Raw genomic sequence first — 20,264 nt, 5'->3', positions numbered from 1 at the left:
ATGGATTCTTTACCGCTGTGCTACAATTTGAAATCTATTGGGTATCGTTTAATAGAAAATCTGTTTTAACCATTGGATAACTGAAAAACATCAGTCCTTGAACTGCTGGAAATATTCTTGATGCTCAACTAATTGTTGACGAGTTAGCATGAAAACGCCATTACCACCCTGTTCGAATTCCAACCAGGTAAAAGGCACTTCAGGATACTGAACAATCAAGTGAACCATGCTATTACCCACTTCACATATCAGCACCCCGTCTTCTGTGAGAAAATCCGGTGCTGTCGCAAGAATTCGCCGTACCAATTGCAACCCATCAACGCCCGCCGCCAATCCCAATTCGGGCTCGCAACGGAACTCATCGGGTAGATCGCTCATGTCTTCTTCATCTACATAAGGAGGATTAGTGACAATCAGATCGTACTTCATCGGTGGCATATCACGGAATAGATCAGAACTTATCGGGATGACGCGATGTGAAAGCCCATGGTTCTCTATATTCTGCTCGGTGATTGCCAACGCATCAGGCGAAATGTCAACAGCATCAACTTCAGCTTCAGGAAATGCGTGGGCGCAGGCAATCGCAATACAACCGCTTCCTGTGCAAAGATCCAAAATGGCCGAGGGTTCGTGCGAAATCAATCCAGCAAATTGATTGTTAATCAACTCACCTATTGGTGAACGGGGAACCAAAACCCGCTCATCGACATAAAATTCATGCCCACAGAACCATGCACGATTCGTCAGGTAAGCGACAGGAATGCGTTCATTGATACGACGCAGAACACGCTCAACGATGCGATGGCGCTCTGTTGAGGTCAGGCGCGATGTCATCATTGCCTCTGGAATATCCAGAGGCAAATACAGTGTGGGAAGAACCAATTGCAATGCTTCATCCCATGGGTTATCTGTTCCATGGCCATAATAAATATTGGCAGCATTGAAACGGCTGGTAGCCCAACGCAGCATATCCTGAATGGTGTGCAACTCTGCAACAGCCTCATCTACAAAAATCTTATCCACAAGCACCTCCAAACAACAAAAAATGTATTAACGCGCTAGTTTGCCATGATCCATGAGACAAATCAGCTTTATGAACATGTGAATTGTCTCAGGGAACAATTGGGTATTTAAAGAATTGCATTAAGGAAAAGATCATGTCGGGGAAAGATGGTTTTTGATGCCAAGATAGTGGGGATAGGGTATAAAAACCACCCTGCATGCACAGGGTGGTGTTATCAACTTGTATTATTTAGCTTTTTTCACCCAGAGGTAATAGCTGATTGTCAGTAATGCAATCCACACGATCCCCACATACAAGGCAATTCGGGTGGCAGGAAAATATCCCAGTACGGCAATAACAAATGCCATAAATGCAATAGTCAGAGTTGGTGCTACCGGCCATAGGGGAACAGGAAATTTAAGCTGTTTTGCTTCTTCCGCAGGCATCTTACGACGCATCATGTATTGTGATAGCAGGATCATCAACCATACCCAGACAGTGGCAAATGTTGCGATTGAAGCAATGATCCCGAAAACTTTTCCCGGCAGATAGTAATTCAAAACAACACCAAGTAATAAAACACCTGACATGACCAATACGGTTATCCACGGTACGCCGTTTTTAGTTAATTGTGTAAAAGCGGCGGGTGCTTGTTTCTCTTGCGCCATGCCATACATCATACGACCAGCACCGAAGATATCGCTGTTGATCGCTGATATTGCAGCAGTAATCACAACAATATTCAAAATATTTGCGGCTGAATCAATACCCAGACTGGAGAATATCTGCACAAACGGACTGCCGTTTTGCCCTATTTGATTCCACGGATAAATGCACATCAAAACAAACAGGGTAAGAACATAGAACAGCAAGATGCGGAACGGAACGGCATTAATTGCACGCGGGATAGATTTCTCCGGATTTTTTGCTTCACTGGCAGTGATACCGATGACTTCAATACCGCCAAATGCAAACATAACGACCGTAAACGAAGCTATCACCCCTGCAATGCCATTTGGCATGAATCCGCCATGTTCCCATAAATTTGACAAGCCAGTGACATGCCCGGCTTCTTGACCGAAGCCATACATCATAATGGCAAAACCACCGACAATCATGGCAATAATCGCAGCGACTTTGATGATGGAAAGCCAAAATTCCATTTCACCAAACACTTTGACATTACATAAATTTATGGCACCAATGAAGAAGACAATGCTGAGCACCCAAATCCACTGATCAACATGGGGAAACCAGAGTTTCATATAGATGCCAAATGCCGTGACATCAGCGAGACAAACAACCAGCATTTCGAAAACATAAGTCCATCCGGTTAGAAAACCTGCCAACGGCCCTAAGTAGTGAGTCGCATAATAAGAGAAAGAGCCCGGCTCAGAGCGGTGAACCGCCATTTCTCCCAATGCCCGCATGACCATGAAAACTGCGGCACCACCAATGGCATAGGCAAGCAATACCGCCGGCCCTGCGGCTTTAATGGCTTCTGCAGAGCCATAGAAAAGCCCCGTGCCAATTGCCGATCCCAGTGCCATAAATCGGATGTGGCGAACACTTAACCCTCGCTTGAGTTGTGAAATGTTTTGCATGATTTATCCTTGTGTCTTTTATTATTAGATTGGAAAAGATAAATACTACGATAAGGCCGGGTTTATCCGGCCTAAAAACGATGTGTTTGTGATTAATTTTCTAAGATCTTGCCAGCAGGCAACAATGCAGAAAGTCGCTGCTCAATCAACAGTTGAATAGCTGCATCAATATCTGGCGCGAAAAAGCGGTCTTTATCATAATGTGCGACTTTATCACGCAAAATATGGCGGGCTTTTTCCAGTATTGTGCTGCTCTTCAATCCATGACGAAAATCCATGCCCTGACAAGCAGTCAACCATTCAATTGCTAAAATTCCACGCACGTTATCTGCCATTTCCCATAAGCGACGACCAGCGGCTGGTGCCATTGATACGTGGTCTTCCTGGTTGGCAGACGTTGGCAGGCTATCAACACTGGAAGGATGTGCCAACGCTTTGTTTTCACTCGCCAACGCCGCCGCTGTGACTTGCGCAATCATAAAACCGGAGTTCACGCCGCTGTTCTCAACTAAGAATGGTGGCAACTGAGACATATTGCTGTCCATCAGCAAAGCAATACGGCGTTCTGACAAGGAACCCATTTCTGCCAAAGCAATAGCCAGATTATCCGATGCCATAGCGACAGGTTCTGCATGGAAGTTACCACCCGAAATCACTTCATCTTCTTCAGTAAATACCAACGGGTTATCGGAAACTGCATTAGCTTCAACCATAATGACATCGGCAGCATGACGGATCTGGGTTAAGCAAGCCCCCATCACTTGTGGCTGACAGCGCAATGAATAAGGATCCTGAACTTTAGAACAGTTCTCGTGGGATTCAGAGATACCGCTTTGCTCTTCCAAAACCAGACGATAAAGGGTTGCCACATCAATTTGACCTTTCTGACCACGCGCTTCATGAATACGCGCATCAAATGGCTTACGGGAACCAAGGGCCGCTTCAACAGACAGTGCACCACAAATAACGGCCGATGCCAGTAAATCCTCTGCTGCAAAAAGACCTTTCAGGGCAAAAGCGGTTGAAGTTTGTGTTCCATTAAGCAGCGCCAATCCCTCTTTTGCGACTAAGTTAATTGGTTTGAGTCCTGCTTTTTCCAGCGCTACTTTAGCAGGCAACCATTCACCGCGATAACGGGCCTTACCTTCGCCCAACAATAGCAAGCTCATATGTGCCAATGGCGCTAAATCTCCTGACGCCCCGACTGAGCCTTTACTTGGAATACAAGGATAAACTTCAGCGTTCACCAATATAATCAAGCTCTGAATAACGTTCAGACGAATTCCAGAATAACCACGGGCAAGGCTGTTGATTTTCAACACCATAATCAAACGGACAATTTCATCCGGCAGAGGTTCGCCTACTCCTGCTGCATGTGACAATACGATAGAACGCTGCAACTCTTCCAAATCTTGTTCTGCAATGCGAGTGTGCGCCAGCAAACCAAACCCCGTGTTTATACCATAAGCGGTTCTGTTTTCACTGATAATGCGATTCACACAAGCAACGCTGCTTTCAATGGCAGGGAAACATTGTTCGTCCAAACGGATGTGAACAGGGTGCTGATAAACATGGCGTAATTCTTCAAGCGTCATTTTTCCTGGATGAATAGTAATATTTTTCATATCAATAACGCCTCTTATTTTGTATCAATCATTGGCAGGTTCAGTCCCTGCTCTTTCGCACACTGGATAGCCAGCTCATAACCCGCATCAGCATGACGCATAACCCCTGTCGCCGGATCGTTATGCAGTACACGAGCAATACGTTCTGCCGCTTCATCAGTACCATCGCAGACAATGACCATGCCCGAATGCTGTGAGAATCCCATCCCAACGCCACCACCATGATGCAGGGAAACCCACGTCGCACCGCCGGCTGTATTTAGCAAAGCATTCAGTAATGGCCAGTCAGAAACCGCATCGGAACCATCCTGCATAGATTCAGTTTCACGGTTAGGGCTGGCTACAGAGCCAGAATCCAAATGGTCACGACCAATTACGATTGGTGCAGAAAGTTCTCCACTGCGTACCATTTCATTGAAGGCCAATCCCAATTTCGCCCGATCGCCCAATCCCACCCAGCAAATACGCGCAGGCAAACCCTGGAAACTAATACGCTCTTTCGCCATATCTAACCAATGGTGTAAATGGGTGTCATCCGGCAGCAATTCTTTTACCTTGGCATCGGTTTTATAAATGTCTTCAGGATCACCGGAAAGTGCCGCCCAACGGAAAGGCCCGATACCACGGCAGAACAGAGGACGAATATAAGCAGGAACAAATCCCGGGAAATCAAAGGCGTGCTCAACTCCCATTTCTTTCGCCATTTGACGGATGTTATTGCCATAATCGAAAGTAGGTATTCCCTGCTTCTGGAAAGCCAACATGGCCTCAACATGTACAGCCATTGAAGCTTTTGCCGCCTGAATAACGACTTCTGGCTCAATCTCAGCGCGGCGACAATATTCTTCCCACGCCCACCCCACAGGCAAATAACCATGTAATGGATCATGTGCGCTGGTTTGATCTGTAACCATATCAGGACGAACACCACGGCGTACCAACTCAGGTAAAATCTCTGCTGCATTGCCACACAAGGCTATTGATACTGCTTTACCTTCACGGGTATAACGCTCAATACGCGCCAGCGCATCGTCCAGATCAGTGGCCTGTTCGTCCACGTATTTAGTACGAAGACGAAAATCAATGCGACTTTGCTGGCATTCTATGGTCAGTGAAGATGCCCCTGCCAACGTTGCTGCCAGTGGCTGAGCACCACCCATGCCGCCCAACCCCGCAGTTAATACCCAGCGTCCGGTTAAATTGTCGTTGTAATGCTGACGCCCTGCTTCCACAAAAGTTTCGTAAGTCCCTTGAACAATGCCCTGACTGCCGATATATATCCAGCTTCCCGCTGTCATCTGGCCATACATTGCCAATCCCTTGGCATCCAGTTCATTAAAATGTTCCCACGTTGCCCAATGTGGAACTAAATTCGAGTTTGCAATTAATACACGTGGTGCATTTTCATGTGTTTTGAAAACCCCCACAGGCTTACCTGACTGCACTAATAAAGTTTCGTCATTTTCCAGATTTTTCAGCGTTTCAACGATTTTCTCATAACAATCCCAATTTCTGGCTGCACGGCCGATTCCACCATAAACCACTAATTCGTTCGGATTCTCGGCCACTTCGGGATCAAGGTTGTTCATAAGCATACGGAGTGGTGCTTCCGTCAACCAACTTTTTGCTGTGAGTTGTGTTCCTCTAGGGGCACGAATAATTACGTTGCTGAATTTATTATTTTGTATCGTCACGGTTTTACCTATTTCATCGTCATGAATTTTGTTAATTGTATAGTTGTATATACATGTATATTCAATAGGCAAAAATGTGACAGAGATAAAGTTGAAAATGTGGAGGACATTATCATTTCTATAAAAATCAAAAAGATGATAATGATTTATCGGGTAATAAATTAGCTGATTTTTTTGCTGGTTTTGTGTTTTATATCACATTTGCTTTACATTGCCGTCACAATCAATAATAAAAAAACCTCTTTTCCTTTTGGAGTTAAAGAGGTTTTTATAACCAAATAAGCGAGCTATGAACTAAAATGTCCTTTTAATTTATATCGATGCCCTGGAAACAATAGCTTAGCACTGGAAACAATAAACTTTTTTGACCAAGTTCGACGACTGATTAACAAACAAGGCGTATTTGCTTCAATTTGCAGTAACCGGCAAGAACGGGCATCTCCTGCAACGGCTTCAACGATGTGCTCTCCTTCTGTCAAAGGCGCTACCTGTGATAAGTAATCATGAGCAGTTTGCCGACTAAAATCTTGCCTCAGATATTCCGGCGCAGCTTGAGCATTGACATAACGATCTTCAATCTGCACAGGCAGATCGTTTTCATAATGCACAATAATGGAATGGTAGATAAGCGAACCTACAGAAAGACCAAATTCCGCTGCCTGTGTCATATTCGCGTTGACTTCAGAAAGCTTCAGCACCTTGCAACTGTGCTGATGAGCGCGCGAAGCTATTTCATCCGCAATACTGTGGATCTCAAACAGGGCGGATTGCCCCTTAGGTTCAGAAACAAACGACCCTACACCTTGCAGACGGAATAGGAAGCCTTCTGCTGTCAGCTCTCTCAGTGCCCTGTTAGCTGTCATGCGACTACAGTTAAATTGCTTGACCAATTCCGCCTCAGAGGGAACCCGATCATGCGGTTTCCATTCCCCTGTATAGATTTTTTCAATAATCGCTTGTTTGACTTTCGCATACAAAGGCACTGGTTTGGCAAATGTATCTGATAAATCAGCCGTCACTATTCCTTCCTTCTTACTTTTTATCCACTTCACTAGCTATTCACTTCACTAGTTATTCACTTCACCAACTATTCATTCCACCAACTATTCATTCCACCAGTGCACCAACTGCCATGCAAGACGAGCTGCCGCTTTTCCTCCCATACCTTGAATATCATACAAGGGGTTAAGTTCGACTAAATCTACGGCTTGTAACTTTTTGCTCTGACAAATAAGTTGAACTAATGGCAATAAACGTTCCAGCGGAACCCCCAACGCAGCCGGCGCAGAAACGGCTGGCATTTGCCAAATTGGCAATACATCCAAATCGATAGTCATATAAATAATATCAACTTGATTAATAATATCTTGTAGTTGCTGCTGTACCTTGTCCATCATGGACTCAACACAATGAGTATCCCAAATAATGGTAACATCAAGGTGATTAGCCTCATCCAACAACGCTTGCGTATTCGAGGCCAGACTGGCTCCGATACAGGAGTAATTAAACGGGCGTTGATGTTGCTGACAATAATAGGCAAGCTGTCGGAATGGTGTACCGGATGTGGGCTGCGGTGCATTGCGCAAATCCAAATGGGCATCAAAATTAATAATACCTATACGTTGTGTCGGAAACGCACGATAAATTCCCATTCCATGCGCAAATGCCGTTTCATGTCCCCCACCAAAAATCATTGTCTTCATATTATGTTGCAGGCAATGATATACCGCATCGCTAAGGGCATTCTGCGCTTCACTTAATTTTTCGGGATTGGCACGAATATTGCCCAAATCCACCAGCCGATCATGACCATCATAACTAGCCAGATTTGCTAATGATTGACGTAAATATTCAGGGCCCAATTTCGCTCCCGGGCGACCTTGATTAAGTTTGACTCCTTCATCGCACTCAAATCCCAATAGCGCAATGTGATGAGGAAATTCTTCAGGGGAAAAACTGGTGGGTTGTTTTATTGTCTGGAATATACGCAAGGCATTATTTGCTTCTGCAAGATCATTGCGCCCTTGCCAAATGTTTTCTGATGTTGGATGCCATAAATTCATTTTCTTTCCCTCGCCACCATTAATTATTGCTAATATTATTATTGCCAAAGTGATTCAAATAATCGTGATGCGTTATTTCCCCGCGATAAACACGATAAACCAATGGGTTATGTCCCAGTTCATATAAAATATCCACTGGTTTGTGGGCATCCCAGACAACGAAATCCGCCATATAACCAGCAGCCAGTTGACCATGGCTATTTGCACGTCCTAATGCGCGAGCCGCATGGATTGTAACGCCTTGCCATGCCTCTTCTGGTGTTAAACCAAATTGTACACAAGCCATATTCATAGTCAGACGTAAGGAGGCGAAAGGACTGGTGCCGGGGTTAAAATCTGTCGAAATAGCCATCGGAACAGCGTATTCGCGCAACAATGCGATAGGCGGACGCTGAGTCTCTTTCAGGAAATAAAATGCCCCAGGCAGCAACACGGCAACCGTTCCACTACGGCTAATAGCTTTAATGCCCTTTTCATCCAAATATTCTATATGATCAACTGATAAGCCCTGATATTCAGCAACCAGTTCACTCCCTCCCAAATTAGAAAGTTGCTCAACATGGCCTTTTACAGGGATATTCAGGCATCTGGCTGCATCAAACAGGCGTTTAGTCTGGCTGAGATTAAAACCGACAGATTCGCAGAACACATCCACGGATTCGAATAACTGTTTCTGCCAAAGTGTGGGAAGGATGGAATCACAAACTAAATCAATATAGGCATCAGGATTGTGTTTATATTCAGGTGGAACTGCATGAGCAGACAGCAGTGTTGGGCTAATTTCAATGGGGTTTTTCTCTGCCAGCGCCCGTACGACATTCAACTGTTTTTCTTCATTTTCCAGATCTAACCCATAGCCTGATTTCATTTCAATGGTTGTTACGCCTTCAGCAATCAACGCATTAAGGCGCTTCTGGGCGGACTTTTCCAATTGTTGAGCCGGACTATTGCGAGTGGCATTGACCGTGGAGTTAATTCCCCCGCCTTTGGCGCTAATTTCTTCATAAGAAACCCCATTCAAACGTTGTTCCCATTCAGATGCACGATTACCACCAAAAACGAGGTGAGTATGACAGTCGATCAATCCGGGTGTGATTAGCCGTTGTTCCACATCGATAATTTTGCAGTTGTTGGTTGGTACGCTATCTGTTGGCAAAATTGCTAAGATTTTTTCATTCCGAACAATGAGATCATGCTGCTCTAACATTCCATAATTATTTTTACCATCAATGTTATTAAATGTAGGGTTCATTGTGGCAAGTCTGGCATTACGCCAAATAACATCGGTATCTTTCAGTTCAATCGACATTATTATCGTCCTGTTATTTTTTTCTTATTGATATCAGTTTTCATGTTGTATATACATTTATTTTATAACCAAACACGATTGTCAAATCATTTTGTGAATAACTTGTTACTTAAAACGATAGCTTCTAAGAAATATCACAAAAAATCAGGTACACTTACCGAAATTTGTGAGTGAATTAACGTGTAATGAAGAAGAAAAATCTACTAAACAAAGAAGACATCAGTCTATTCAGAACGTCTGTTGTGGGAACTCGTCGCATTGTTCAGGATACGGTTACCCATACCCCAAAAAGAAAAAAAATAAGCCATGTCGCCCCTGAACGTCTCATGCAAGAGCAGGTTGATGCCAGTTACTATTTTTCCGATGAATTCCAACCCAATTTGGATATGGAAGGCCCGACTCGTTACATTCGGGAAGGTGCCAATCATTATGAATTAAAAAAATTACGCCGTGGAGATTATTCCCCTGAGCTTTTTCTGGATTTACATGGACTAACCCAATCGCAGGCCAAACAAGAGATTGGGGCTTTGGTTGCCGCCTGTCGCCGTGAACACGTCTACTGCGCCTGCATTATGCATGGTCACGGTAAACATATTCTTAAACAACAAACCCCCTTATGGCTTGCTCAACATCCTGATGTTATCGCCTTCCATCAGGCACCCAGAGAGTGGGGAGGGAACGCTGCATTGCTCATTTTGATCGAAATGGAGGAATTCACGCAGCGTTAGTTAATTGATTCTCAGTATGAGATTAGAATTTGGTCGCTAGTTGTGCCGGGGAAGTTTGCCATAATAAACTCCCTTTTTCTGTCTGATTATCCCATTTCACACAAGCAATGCTGGATGTAGCAAACATCGGCGGAGTTTGCCCGGGGCAGAGATCAGAAACCAAATAACCGACCAACGGTAAATGGGAAACCACCAATACAGATTTATGCCCTTGTATTGCCAAAACTTGTAAATAACTGGCAACCAATGCTACATCACCCGAAGGCGTTAATTCATCTAACACTTCCTCATTGTTGGGCAATGTCAGGTATTCACGAACCACTTTTAAGGTCTGCTCTGCTCGGATATAAGGGCTGACCAAAACAGAATCAATATCAGGCTCTTGCTGTTCAAGCCAATAAGCCATTTTCTGTGATTCTATACACCCACGAGGTGTAAGCTCCCGTGCTGCATCACTGATTGAATCTAAAGAAGCATCACCATGACGCATAATGAAAACATACATAATTCACCGTCTAGTTAATTGTGAACCAGCCTCAAGACAATACACAATCTGGCATTTCTTGAAGCAATCCATTGGTTATACGGTATTAAATAAGTAAGTTAATTTGATATTAACACGCTAATATTGGGTAAAAAAAACGTTTCAATTCGCATTAGCTGGCATTCTGCCCTAAAACAAGTGGAAATAAAATGGCTAAAAACAGTTTATATATCTACTGTTGCGCTTACTATTATTCCTTCTTACATGAAAAATAAAAAACATTAAGAAATGTCAATTATTTTCTATAAAAAACGGCTCTTGATTAAAAGAGCCATTTTGATTGATTTAAGAAAAACCGTACGTTATGCGTGAAATTTCTTTTTCTGTTCAGCCATCTGAATTAAACCTTCACATGGTGTAAATCTCTCTCCATGCTGCTGTTCCAAGCGACGTAAAGTTTCTATAACCTTATCAATACCAAGCTTGTCAATATAACGGAATGGCCCTCCCAAGAATGGCGGGAACCCAATACCAAATACAGCGCCAATATCACCATCACGAGGACTTCTGATAATTCCTTCGTCCAAACAACGAACTGCCTCATTCAACATGAGCATCACGCAACGTTGGGCAATGTCAGCAGGTAACATTTTTACAGCAGGTTTGATTTTTAATAAGGAATAAATGGATACATCAACTTCTTTGGGTTTCTTCCCGAATGACCAGAATTTGTTCTTTTTATTCGCATACGAATAGAACCCTCTGCCATTCTTCTTGCCCTTCCGATTATCTTTTAAGACCGCTTCCAAAATCTCTGGCGCAGCAAATCGACTCCCCAACTGTTCGACCAAAATAGGAATGATTTTGGTGCCCACATCTATACCGACCTCATCCAATAAATTGATTGGGCCAATAGGAAAACCGAAATCCACCAGAGCCTTATCAATATGCTCAACGGGTTCCCCTTCTAACAAACAATAACCGGCTTCATTAATGTAAGGCGCCAGAATGCGGTTCACATAAAACCCTGCATTATCCCCGACAACAATGGCCGTTTTTCCTTGTTTCTTAGCCAGTGCAACAGCAGTTGCAATTGTTTTTTCACTTGTTCCTGCATGTGGAATAACTTCGACTAACGGCATTTTGTCAACAGGGCTAAAATAGTGAAGACCAATGATCCGCTCTGGACGAGTAGCAACTTCAGCAATTTTGTGAATGGGTAATGAAGAAGTATTAGAAGCGAAAATAGTTTTAGGTTTGGTGTTCTCTTCAATTTCTGAGACCATTTTGCGTTTCAATACCAAATCTTCAAATACAGCTTCAACCACAATATCAGCTTGCTTAAATCCGCTATAATCTGTGGTTCCTGTCAATAAAGACATCTGCTGAGAACGCTCGCTTGGTTTCAAACGACGCTGTTTTACCCGCTTGGAAAGGAGATCCCAAGTATATTTCAGCGCCTGATTAATACCCTTTTCATTAATATCCTTAATGCGGGCAGGCAAGTTCCCTCGTGTTATGGTAACGTTGGCAATACCACCGCCCATCAGGCCACCACCTAAAATGCCCACATGTTTAATATCAGCAGGCTGCTCTGACGAGCCAGTTTCATTTTTTAACGCAGTCGAAGCAAAGAACAAACTCCGTAATGCGGCTGATTCCGGCGACATCGCCAATTCACCAAATGCCTTGGCTTCAGCCTTAAAACCTTTATCCGGCCCTTTTTCCAGACCAGTACGGATCACATTAATGATTTTCTCTGGTGCAGGATAGTGACCGTGAGTTTTTGCCCGGGTTTTTTGATGTACTGTATGGAATAACAGAGGCCTGCCCAAAGCACTCGCCAATATACGCTGTGACCATGCCAATGGCTTGCGTTTGGCAATGCCTTTTTTGACATATTGCACAGCAACATCTAGCAAGATGTCCAAAGGCACAGCATCATCCACAACTCCCAACCGTTGTGCCTGTTTTGCCTTGAGTTGACGGCCAGTCAGTATCATGTCCAGAGCAGCACTGACACCAATCAGACGAGGCAAACGCTGAGTTCCTCCCGAGCCCGGCAACAACCCAAGCTGAACTTCCGGTAAACCGAGACGTGTTTTGTCATCCAAAGAGCAAATACGAGCATGACAAGCCAAAGCCAATTCCAGCCCTCCGCCTAAACACGCACCATGAATAGCAGCGACAACAGGTAAAGGATAATTAGCAATCTGCGCAAATAATTTTTGGCCTTTTTCAGCCAATTCTGTTGCTTCTTCCTGAGATTGGCAGCCTGCTATCATGCTGATATCTGCACCAGCAATGAAAGTATCCGGCTTACCAGATACAATCACCAGCCCTTTCAAACCAGACACTTGTTGTACTTTCTCAAACATTGTCAGGAATTGTTCAACAAATTCAGCTTTCAGCGTGTTGACTTTCTCGCCCGGTACATCAATGGTGATGATTCCCACCTTATCGTCCCTAACCGAGAAATTGAACACTGATTGTTTCGGTTGTGTCGTTGACATGACAGCTTCTTGTTCAGACTGAGCCATTACTCTACCTCCAATACCATTGCTGCACCCAAACCACCAGCGGCACAGGCGGTCGCCAGCCCAAACCCACCGCCACGACGACGCAATTCATTCAACGTCTGGGTAACCATTCTGGCCCCCGTTGCGGCAAATGGATGCCCATAAGCAATTGATCCACCCAATACATTGAATTTATCCATATCCACTTCGCCAATTGCCTGAGTGCGCCCCAACTTTTCACGGGCAAATTTCTCACTGGCAAACATTTTTAAATTCGTCAATGTTTGAGCAGCAAACGCTTCATGCATATCAATGAGTGTAAGTTCGCCCAAAGTGAGACCTGCACGATCCAGCGCCAATGGCGTCGCATAAGATGGCCCCAGCAGCATATCTTGCCAAACATCAATTGCCGAAAACGCATAGCTACGTAGATATCCTAATGGCGTCATGCCTAGTTCTTTGGCAACCGATTCGCGCATCAATATAACGGCTGCGGCACCATCTGTCAGTGGCGTACTATTCGCTGCCGTGACAGTGCCATGTTTACGATCAAAAGCCGGCCGCAATTTAGCATAAGAGGCCAGGACTGAATTTTTTCTAATGTTATTATCTTCAAGCAATGTGTCGCGGTATGGAGGGAAATGTGCCGATACAATTTCATCATTCAAAAGCCCCTGCTCCCAAGCTTTAGCGGCTAATACATGGGAACGATGCGCCAATTCATCCTGATCTTCACGGCTGATATGATAGGTTTTTGCCATCTGCTCTGCCGTATCCCCCATTCTTAACCCTGTTGAATATTCAGCAACGGCAGGGGATACCGGCAATAAATCACGGAACTTCAATTGACTGAGTAATTTCAGCCGTTGAGACAAACTCTTAGCCTTATTTATATCTACCAAAGTACGAGCTAACGACTTAGTCACCCCGATGGGTAAAACAGATGAAGAGTCTGCACCTCCGGCAATCCCCACATTAACTGTACCCGCCATAATACTTTCAGCCACATTTGCAATTGCCTGAAAACTTGTCGCACAGGCACGGGAAACGCTATAGGCATCGGTATTCACACTTAAACCTGCTCCTAAAACAATTTCCCTCGCAATATTCGGTGCTTCCGGCATTTGAACAACTTGCCCGAAAACTAATTGGTCAATCTTCTCAGGCGACAAACCGCTCCTAATGACCAGCTCGCTGACAACAGACTTTCCCAAATCAACAGCCGGAATACCGTGGTAGAAAGTTGCCTGTTTTGCAAAAGGAATGCGCAACCCGCTGACAATAGCAACACGTTCTTTTTTCTGTGTTACTTTTGTTGAAGAACGACCCATAGCAACTCCTGAACAATAATCATTAATTAAATCAATTGATTGATTAAAAAAATTCACTCACCTCACAAGAGGTCAGACCTGATGGAGCATTGTTAACGCAATGTTGGAAAATAGCAAATAGGAATAAACGAAAAATGCGAGCAAGCGCAACTTTAAGGTATTTATAATTTATACAACTTGAATGGAGAATGTGCGATCGAAATATAAAAAGAGATCATTATTTACAATGAATGACAATCAATTTTCCCACTGTTTAAAATCGCAAAACAATGGGAAAACCGTTATTCAGAGTAGATTAGCGCAATCCTAACTGAAAGATCAGAGCTTCTGCCTGACAACTAAAGGTGAAATCCACAGATAATTGCACTCCACCATCAACCATTCCGATTCTATGGTATATTACACATGGTTCTGACTCCACTGCTTTTGCCTTTTGAGTCAACGTATTAAGCATAATTTCAGCGTCTTGTTCACTGGCAAAAACACTCTGATAAGAAGCAGTGCAATCTTCATTATCAATAACAGTTCCTACATCAACACAACAGCAAGCAGCCGTTTCTTCTGCACTACAGCGGTTAATTGCATCAGGCATTTTTTATTTCTCCAACAGTGAAAACTTGCTGATAATTTTACGTGGTTACGCCCATTGATAACCAGCATTTACACTGTTTACCAGCATTTATCTCACTATTTATTGATCTCATCACACTAACACGCTCTTGTTTACACCTTGTTAACACTAGTTGTCGTTTTTTTGTTAAGCAAGTCCCATTTCAGCAATCATTTTGGTTATATTTTAAAAACATTATTGCAACATATTCTATTATCAAGCCTATACTTCGTGCACTGGTCTGATTTGTCATTTTGGCAAACCGACTCTACAATCCCGCGCTCTCAGCTACTTGAGTAGCATGTTAAATAATAATTAAACAATGAGGTTTTGGTTATGAACCAGAAAAACCTATTTACACGTTCAGCATTAGCAGTGGCGGTTGCAGTTATCTCATCCAACGCTAGTGCTGCCGGTTTTCAATTGAATGAATATTCATCATCAGGACTAGGTCGTGCATTTTCTGGGGAAGGTGTCATCGCTGAAAACGCTACCGTTGGCAGCCGTAACCCTGCAGCCATGACCTTATTTGATCGCCCATCGTTCTCCAGCGGCTTAATTTATGTCAAGCCATATGTTGACATTACAGGTAAATCCCCGTTAAGCGGCAAGAGTACTGATGCTAAAAACATCGCACCACGTGCTTGGATTCCAAACCTGCATTTCATTACTCCAATCAATGATCAGTGGTTTGTCGGTGCATCTGCGACTTCCAATTTTGGCTTGGCAACCAATTTCAGCAATAACTACACGGCTGGCCTAATTGGCGGTAAAACTGATCTTAAGACCGTGAACCTAAACCTAAGCGGTGCTTATAAATTTAATGATCAGTTCAGCTTTGGCTTAGGTGTCAATGCTGTTTATGCCGATGCCAAAATCGTTCGCCATATGGGTGAAACAAGCGCTATGATGTCTAGAATGACAGGGCGCAATATTCCTGCAACTGCTGAAGCTGCCAAATTGGAAGGAAAGGATTGGGGCTACGGGTGGAATGCAGGGCTTTTATATCAATATGACGAAAATAACCGCTATAGCCTGACTTACCGCTCAAAAGTCAAGGTTAAGTTCAAGAGTGGTGATTACCGCAGTGATTTGCCATATGTTCCAAGTGTATTTGAAAATGGTACTGGCGGGCAAACAGTCAAAGGTAAACTGGATCTGAACCTACCAGATATGTGGGAATTCTCAGGTTATAACCGTGTTGCACCGCAATGGGCAATCCACTATAGCCTCCTATACACAGGTTGGAGTGAGTTCAAAGAACTAAAAGCAACAAGAAATGATACAGGTGGAGTCGCATTTTCGAAGCACGAAGGCTTCCGTGATGCTTACCGCATTTCTTTAGGTACAACTTACTATTATGACGATAACTGGACATTCCGTACCGGTATCGCCTTCGATGAAAGCCCCGTACCAGCCCAAAATCGTTCTATTTCCATCCCTGATCAGGATCGCTTCTGGTTAAGCGTGGGAACCACTTACGCATTCAATAAAGATGCTTCCGTGGATGTAGGCGTTTCCTATATGCGTGGTAAGAAAGTACACGTTAGTGAGAAATTGAAAGATGATGCTCCTGCACCTCTCAATACAGCCTATGAATTCGATTCCAAAGGAACTGCATGGCTGTATGGCGTGAACTTTAACTACACGTTCTAATATTCGTTAGAACTGAATGCCAAGATCTAAAAAAGGATAGCAGATGCTATCCTTTTTAAATTGTAGTTTCCTGATTAATCAATGGAATCTAGCTCATCTTGAATACTTGCTGCATTAGGATTTTTTTCTGGTTCCAATTTACCGCCATTGGCCATAAAATCGTGGCGTTGGAAGTAAGCATCACGCATCATCAAATAAGGATCGGAAGAATTCTTTAACAGGCCGTCAGAATCCAGAAGACGGGCACGAGTTTCTATCCCTTCGAAAACCCATTTTCCTACTGACATCCAACCAGTGAGATAACTCAACACAGGATAAGTCATATCCGCAAAGTTACCGCCTTCATCACGCAGTGTAAAACTGCCATAACCAGGCAGGACAACATACGGGCCATAACCCACATTATAATATCCCAACGTACTACCAAAACGCGCTGAATCTTCTTTTGCCAAGTTAGGGTTCGCCATGGAAGCAACATCAATAAGCCCCCCCATCCCCAAAAGCGTGTTTAAAAAGAAGCGGCTAAAGTGTTTTGCGCCTTCATGAATATTACCACGTAAAAAACTGTTAACCATACTAGCTGGTTCTTCAAGGTTGCTCGTAAAATTACCAATACCATTTCGCGCTGGCATTGGCACATAATTACGCCACGCAACGGCAACCGGTCGCAAAACATAAGGGTCGAGAACATCATAATTAAAGTTGAACATAGCACGGTTAAACCCTTCCAGCGGATCAGAGCGGCCTTGTTCATTCATATTCGATGAACTGGCACATCCCACAAGTAAGACTGCTGAAAGAGCAACCCCGCTTAGACGATACTTCATATTGTTCTCCACATAATTACTTTTAGACATCGACTATCACACTGCATACCGGTCAATGTACCCAATATGTTAAATATACTGCCAATTTTTCATTAATGGTAATCAAAAAGAGTGGTGATTATATAGGCAAACAGCTCGTTGTATCTTATCTCCGGCAAAAAAAACAGGTATACTTGTTTTCGTTGTCCTCTTAGTTAAATGGATATAACGAGCCCCTCCTAAGGGCTAGTTGCAGGTTCGATTCCTGCAGGGGACGCCAATCTACAGTTCGCCGCAGTTCCTAATAGTTCGCAAAACCCCTCAATTATCAACATTAACAAAAAATAACCGTTCGTAGAAGTTTGCACCCGTTCGTTGACATCCGCATACCTATCTGGGTAAATTTTGGGTAAACAATTTTACCCAATGGAATTTTACCCAATGCTCACTGTAAAGCAGGTTAATTCTGCTAAGCCAAAAGAAAAACCATATCGTCTATCAGACAGTAATGGCCTTTATCTATATATTCCATTATCTGGCAAAAAAGTATGGCAACTGCGTTACCAATTTGAGGGAAAAGAAAAAATCTATACGGTGGGTAAATATCCTGAGGTTTCTTTAGCTGAGGCTAGAGATAAGGTATTTGAATTAAAGAAAGAATTAGCCAATGGTGTAAATCTGTCAAAAAATAAAACCCCTGTGACACAGGTGACACAGTATACTTTTGCTGACATATTTAAAGAATGGCATGAGTTCAAAAGTGGGTTTTGGTCTGAAGGCTATACTCAAGATATGAAGTCGATGTTTGACAATGATATTTTGCCTATCATTGGACATATGACTATGGAAGAGATAGAACCTCTAGTTCTACTCAAGGTTATTCGCTTATTTGAAGATCGCGGAGCCATGGAGAGAGCCAGTAAAGCGCGGCGGAGGTGCGGAGAGGTTTTCAGGTATGCAATAGTGACTGGTAGAGCAAAATATAATCCCGCCCCTGATTTGGCAAATGCCATGACTGGCTATAGAACAGAGCACTACCCATTCCTCACAATAGATCAAATTCCTGCGTTTAATCAGGCTCTGGCCTCATATTCCGGTAGCATCATAACTAAAACAGCCACTCAGATTCTGCAATACACCGCCCTACGAACTGTTGAAATGCGCAGCATGTCATGGAAGAACGTTGATTTTGATAATCGACTCATTACTATAGATCCGTCAGTAATGAAGGGGCGGCGGCTGCATATAGTTCCTATGTCCAATCAGGTTGTTAAACTGCTCCAAAATCTAAAACCCATAACCTCCAGCATTTCCGATTTTGTATTCCCTGGTAGAAACGACCGAAAAAAACCCATTAGCGAAAATTCTGTCCTGTTAGTTATCAGGAGAATAGGCTATGACGGTTTAGCTAGCGGTCATGGATTTCGCCATCAGTTCAGTACTATACTGAATGAGCATGAATTTAATCATGATGTGATTGAGAAACAGTTAGCCCATGTTGTTGGTAATAAAACTAGAGGTGTGTATAACCATGCACAGTATTTAGACCAGCGCCGTGAAATGATGCAGTGGTTCGCTGACTACATTGATAGGATATCCAGCACAACATGGTGAAAGAAAACGCAAAATCATAGAGCAGTGGGAAAGTAAGCTGTTGTCACTATGACCCATCACAACCCCACCATCCCCTGCCTCACATTCCACACCGAATCTTCCGGCATCTGGACACGGACATCCAAGCGAGTGCCTGCGGGTAAATCACACGGTTCATCATCGGTGTAATAGGTCTGCGCCTCCGTGCATCTCATACGCCTGTTCTGCAACCGGGCGGGCATATGGGTATTCTGTCGGTGGGTCACCTTGATGTCGATAGCCCCATCGGGCAATACCTTATCCTCGACATACACCAGCTCATTACCGTTAACATCACGGGGAACACTGATACCACCATGTACACCCCATGCCCCATCTGCGTTATAGCCCAGTACACCTGTGATCTGATAATGACCGAGGCCGAGCTTAGTGACCGTGGCGCCTTCGGATTCGTCATTGGTGGTAAAGGTGCCGTCAGGGTGGATTTGGATGATGGGGGATGAGGGCCTGAGGTATCCACTGTTATCTCTGACGGCGTTTCTATCAGTCCACACATTATAGATAGCAGTTCCTGCAACATGACCAGAGCTTTCTGCGGTATAACCAGCAAAGAACTTAACCCCGCCGCCAGTGTGATGGGCAGTAAATCCACTGAAAGTATTGCCAGCTTTACAAAGTATCCCAGATGCCCATCTATGTGTCGCATAAGAGGCCCCATTATTTCTAAAAAATTGACTAGGACTTCGTATAACAAAATCGAAAAAGGACTCATCATCACTCCAGTTAACTGAGAGTCCCAGACCACCCATCCCATAATCCCCCACTTTCAGCGCGTTACCCAACCCAATATTCCGCACAAACTCAGTCTTATTCGGAATGTCCGCGCCGTTCTGTCCTTTATCTAACTTCCCTTCCATCGCTGCCTGCAATGCCCGTATCGACTGCAATGATACCGTTTGACCATTCGGCAATGTTACCTCCACTGTGCCGTTCTGACTCATCCATTTGTCCATATTCTGGAGGAATCCAATGAGGTAGCTGGTATTCGCCACTATATGCCGGACGCCATCCGAGACAGAATCAGGGACAGTAATCTGAATCTGGTACTTAACATTATTCAGGGTAGTTTTAGCGGCATCGGCCAGTACCAGTTCGGTATCCGAGTTCACCGCCTGAATCATGTGCAGTAAGTTACTGTTGCCGGACTGGATTAAAATGACCTGCCCCGGTGCAACGCCG

Annotated in this window: 16 protein-coding genes and 1 tRNA gene; 4 read left to right on the top strand and 13 right to left on the bottom strand. The window is 43.9% G+C overall.

From position 1 onward, the window contains the following. Positions 1-90: 90 nt before the first annotated feature. From prmB to hutI, 7 genes are all read right to left on the bottom strand, one after another. On the bottom strand, positions 91-1,023 hold the full coding sequence (prmB, locus tag Xmir_RS03705; protein WP_099113096.1) for a 50S ribosomal protein L3 N(5)-glutamine methyltransferase: 933 nt from the start codon (positions 1,021-1,023) through the stop codon (positions 91-93). A 225-nt stretch (positions 1,024-1,248) separates the two neighbouring features. Further along, positions 1,249-2,607, bottom strand: coding sequence for an amino acid permease (locus Xmir_RS03700; RefSeq protein ID WP_099113095.1), 1,359 nt, complete (start codon positions 2,605-2,607; stop codon positions 1,249-1,251). A gap of 92 nt (positions 2,608-2,699) precedes the next feature. Continuing rightward, positions 2,700-4,232 (bottom strand): histidine ammonia-lyase, encoded by a 1,533-nt coding sequence (hutH, locus tag Xmir_RS03695; protein ID WP_099113094.1) that lies wholly within the window; start codon positions 4,230-4,232, stop codon positions 2,700-2,702. Positions 4,233-4,246: 14 nt separating this feature from the next. Further along, positions 4,247-5,926, bottom strand: a complete 1,680-nt coding sequence (hutU, locus tag Xmir_RS03690) for a urocanate hydratase (RefSeq protein ID WP_167385936.1) — start codon at positions 5,924-5,926, stop codon at positions 4,247-4,249. 287 nt (positions 5,927-6,213) lie between these two features. Continuing rightward, on the bottom strand, positions 6,214-6,945 hold the full coding sequence (gene hutC / locus Xmir_RS03685; protein WP_422646029.1) for a histidine utilization repressor: 732 nt from the start codon (positions 6,943-6,945) through the stop codon (positions 6,214-6,216). An 84-nt stretch (positions 6,946-7,029) separates the two neighbouring features. Beyond that, positions 7,030-7,989, bottom strand: coding sequence for a formimidoylglutamase (gene hutG / locus Xmir_RS03680; RefSeq protein ID WP_099113093.1), 960 nt, complete (start codon positions 7,987-7,989; stop codon positions 7,030-7,032). Positions 7,990-8,008: 19 nt separating this feature from the next. Further along, entirely contained in the window at positions 8,009-9,298 is a 1,290-nt protein-coding gene (hutI, locus tag Xmir_RS03675) for an imidazolonepropionase (protein WP_099113092.1), read from the bottom strand. Positions 9,299-9,483: 185 nt separating this feature from the next. On the opposite strand from hutI, the gene smrB reads away from it, so the two are divergent. Continuing rightward, positions 9,484-10,026, top strand: coding sequence for an endonuclease SmrB (smrB, locus tag Xmir_RS03670; RefSeq protein ID WP_099113091.1), 543 nt, complete (start codon positions 9,484-9,486; stop codon positions 10,024-10,026). Positions 10,027-10,048: 22 nt separating this feature from the next. Here the strand turns inward: smrB and sixA are convergent, their stop codons facing one another. The 4 genes from sixA to Xmir_RS03650 all read right to left on the bottom strand — a co-directional run bounded on the left by sixA (position 10,049) and on the right by Xmir_RS03650 (position 14,952). Further along, entirely contained in the window at positions 10,049-10,531 is a 483-nt protein-coding gene (gene sixA, locus Xmir_RS03665; protein WP_099113090.1) for a phosphohistidine phosphatase SixA, read from the bottom strand. A gap of 341 nt (positions 10,532-10,872) precedes the next feature. Then, complete coding sequence (fadJ, locus tag Xmir_RS03660) at positions 10,873-13,050, bottom strand: fatty acid oxidation complex subunit alpha FadJ (RefSeq protein ID WP_099113089.1); 2,178 nt, start codon at positions 13,048-13,050, stop codon at positions 10,873-10,875. After that, positions 13,050-14,360 carry an acetyl-CoA C-acyltransferase FadI gene (gene fadI / locus Xmir_RS03655; RefSeq protein WP_099113088.1) on the bottom strand — a complete coding sequence of 437 codons (1,311 nt, stop codon included), beginning with the start codon at positions 14,358-14,360 and terminating at the stop codon, positions 13,050-13,052. Before fadI ends, fadJ begins: the two co-directional genes overlap by 1 nt. Positions 14,361-14,655: 295 nt before the next feature. After that, positions 14,656-14,952: a YfcZ/YiiS family protein gene (locus Xmir_RS03650; RefSeq protein WP_099113087.1), complete on the bottom strand. Its 297-nt coding sequence runs from the start codon at positions 14,950-14,952 to the stop codon at positions 14,656-14,658. A gap of 354 nt (positions 14,953-15,306) precedes the next feature. On the opposite strand from Xmir_RS03650, the gene fadL reads away from it, so the two are divergent. After that, positions 15,307-16,626 carry a long-chain fatty acid transporter FadL gene (fadL, locus tag Xmir_RS03645; protein ID WP_099113086.1) on the top strand — a complete coding sequence of 440 codons (1,320 nt, stop codon included), beginning with the start codon at positions 15,307-15,309 and terminating at the stop codon, positions 16,624-16,626. A 74-nt stretch (positions 16,627-16,700) separates the two neighbouring features. On the opposite strand, the gene mlaA is transcribed toward fadL, so the two are convergent. Continuing rightward, positions 16,701-17,453, bottom strand: a complete 753-nt coding sequence (gene mlaA / locus Xmir_RS03640) for a phospholipid-binding lipoprotein MlaA (protein WP_099113085.1) — start codon at positions 17,451-17,453, stop codon at positions 16,701-16,703. Positions 17,454-17,637: 184 nt separating this feature from the next. On the opposite strand from mlaA, the gene Xmir_RS03635 reads away from it, so the two are divergent. Then, positions 17,638-17,712: transfer RNA gene (locus tag Xmir_RS03635), tRNA-Arg, on the top strand. A gap of 161 nt (positions 17,713-17,873) precedes the next feature. Further along, complete coding sequence (locus Xmir_RS03630; RefSeq protein WP_099113084.1) at positions 17,874-19,046, top strand: tyrosine-type recombinase/integrase; 1,173 nt, start codon at positions 17,874-17,876, stop codon at positions 19,044-19,046. Between the two features lie 56 nt (positions 19,047-19,102). On the opposite strand, the gene Xmir_RS28045 is transcribed toward Xmir_RS03630, so the two are convergent. Beyond that, the coding region (locus Xmir_RS28045) for a phage tail fiber protein (RefSeq protein ID WP_244170845.1) at positions 19,103-20,264 on the bottom strand (1,162 nt) is incomplete at its 5' end.

It is taken from the genome of Xenorhabdus miraniensis (genome assembly GCF_002632615.1).
This window is presented reverse-complemented; position numbering and strand designations above follow the sequence as displayed.

Bases quoted from the DNA above. Each gene is read 5' to 3' on its own strand.
- Xmir_RS03700 (WP_099113095.1), bottom strand. From the start codon at position 2,607: ATGCAAAACATTTCACAACTCAAGCGAGGGTTAAGTGTTCGCCACATC.
- hutH (WP_099113094.1), bottom strand. From the start codon at position 4,232: ATGAAAAATATTACTATTCATCCAGGAAAAATGACGCTTGAAGAATTA.
- hutG (WP_099113093.1), bottom strand. From the start codon at position 7,989: ATGAATTTATGGCATCCAACATCAGAAAACATTTGGCAAGGGCGCAAT.
- hutI (WP_099113092.1), bottom strand. From the start codon at position 9,298: ATGTCGATTGAACTGAAAGATACCGATGTTATTTGGCGTAATGCCAGA.
- smrB (WP_099113091.1), top strand. From the start codon at position 9,484: ATGAAGAAGAAAAATCTACTAAACAAAGAAGACATCAGTCTATTCAGA.
- sixA (WP_099113090.1), bottom strand. From the start codon at position 10,531: ATGTATGTTTTCATTATGCGTCATGGTGATGCTTCTTTAGATTCAATC.
- fadJ (WP_099113089.1), bottom strand. From the start codon at position 13,050: ATGGCTCAGTCTGAACAAGAAGCTGTCATGTCAACGACACAACCGAAA.
- fadI (WP_099113088.1), bottom strand. From the start codon at position 14,360: ATGGGTCGTTCTTCAACAAAAGTAACACAGAAAAAAGAACGTGTTGCT.
- Xmir_RS03650 (WP_099113087.1), bottom strand. From the start codon at position 14,952: ATGCCTGATGCAATTAACCGCTGTAGTGCAGAAGAAACGGCTGCTTGC.
- fadL (WP_099113086.1), top strand. From the start codon at position 15,307: ATGAACCAGAAAAACCTATTTACACGTTCAGCATTAGCAGTGGCGGTT.
- mlaA (WP_099113085.1), bottom strand. From the start codon at position 17,453: ATGAAGTATCGTCTAAGCGGGGTTGCTCTTTCAGCAGTCTTACTTGTG.
- Xmir_RS03630 (WP_099113084.1), top strand. From the start codon at position 17,874: ATGCTCACTGTAAAGCAGGTTAATTCTGCTAAGCCAAAAGAAAAACCA.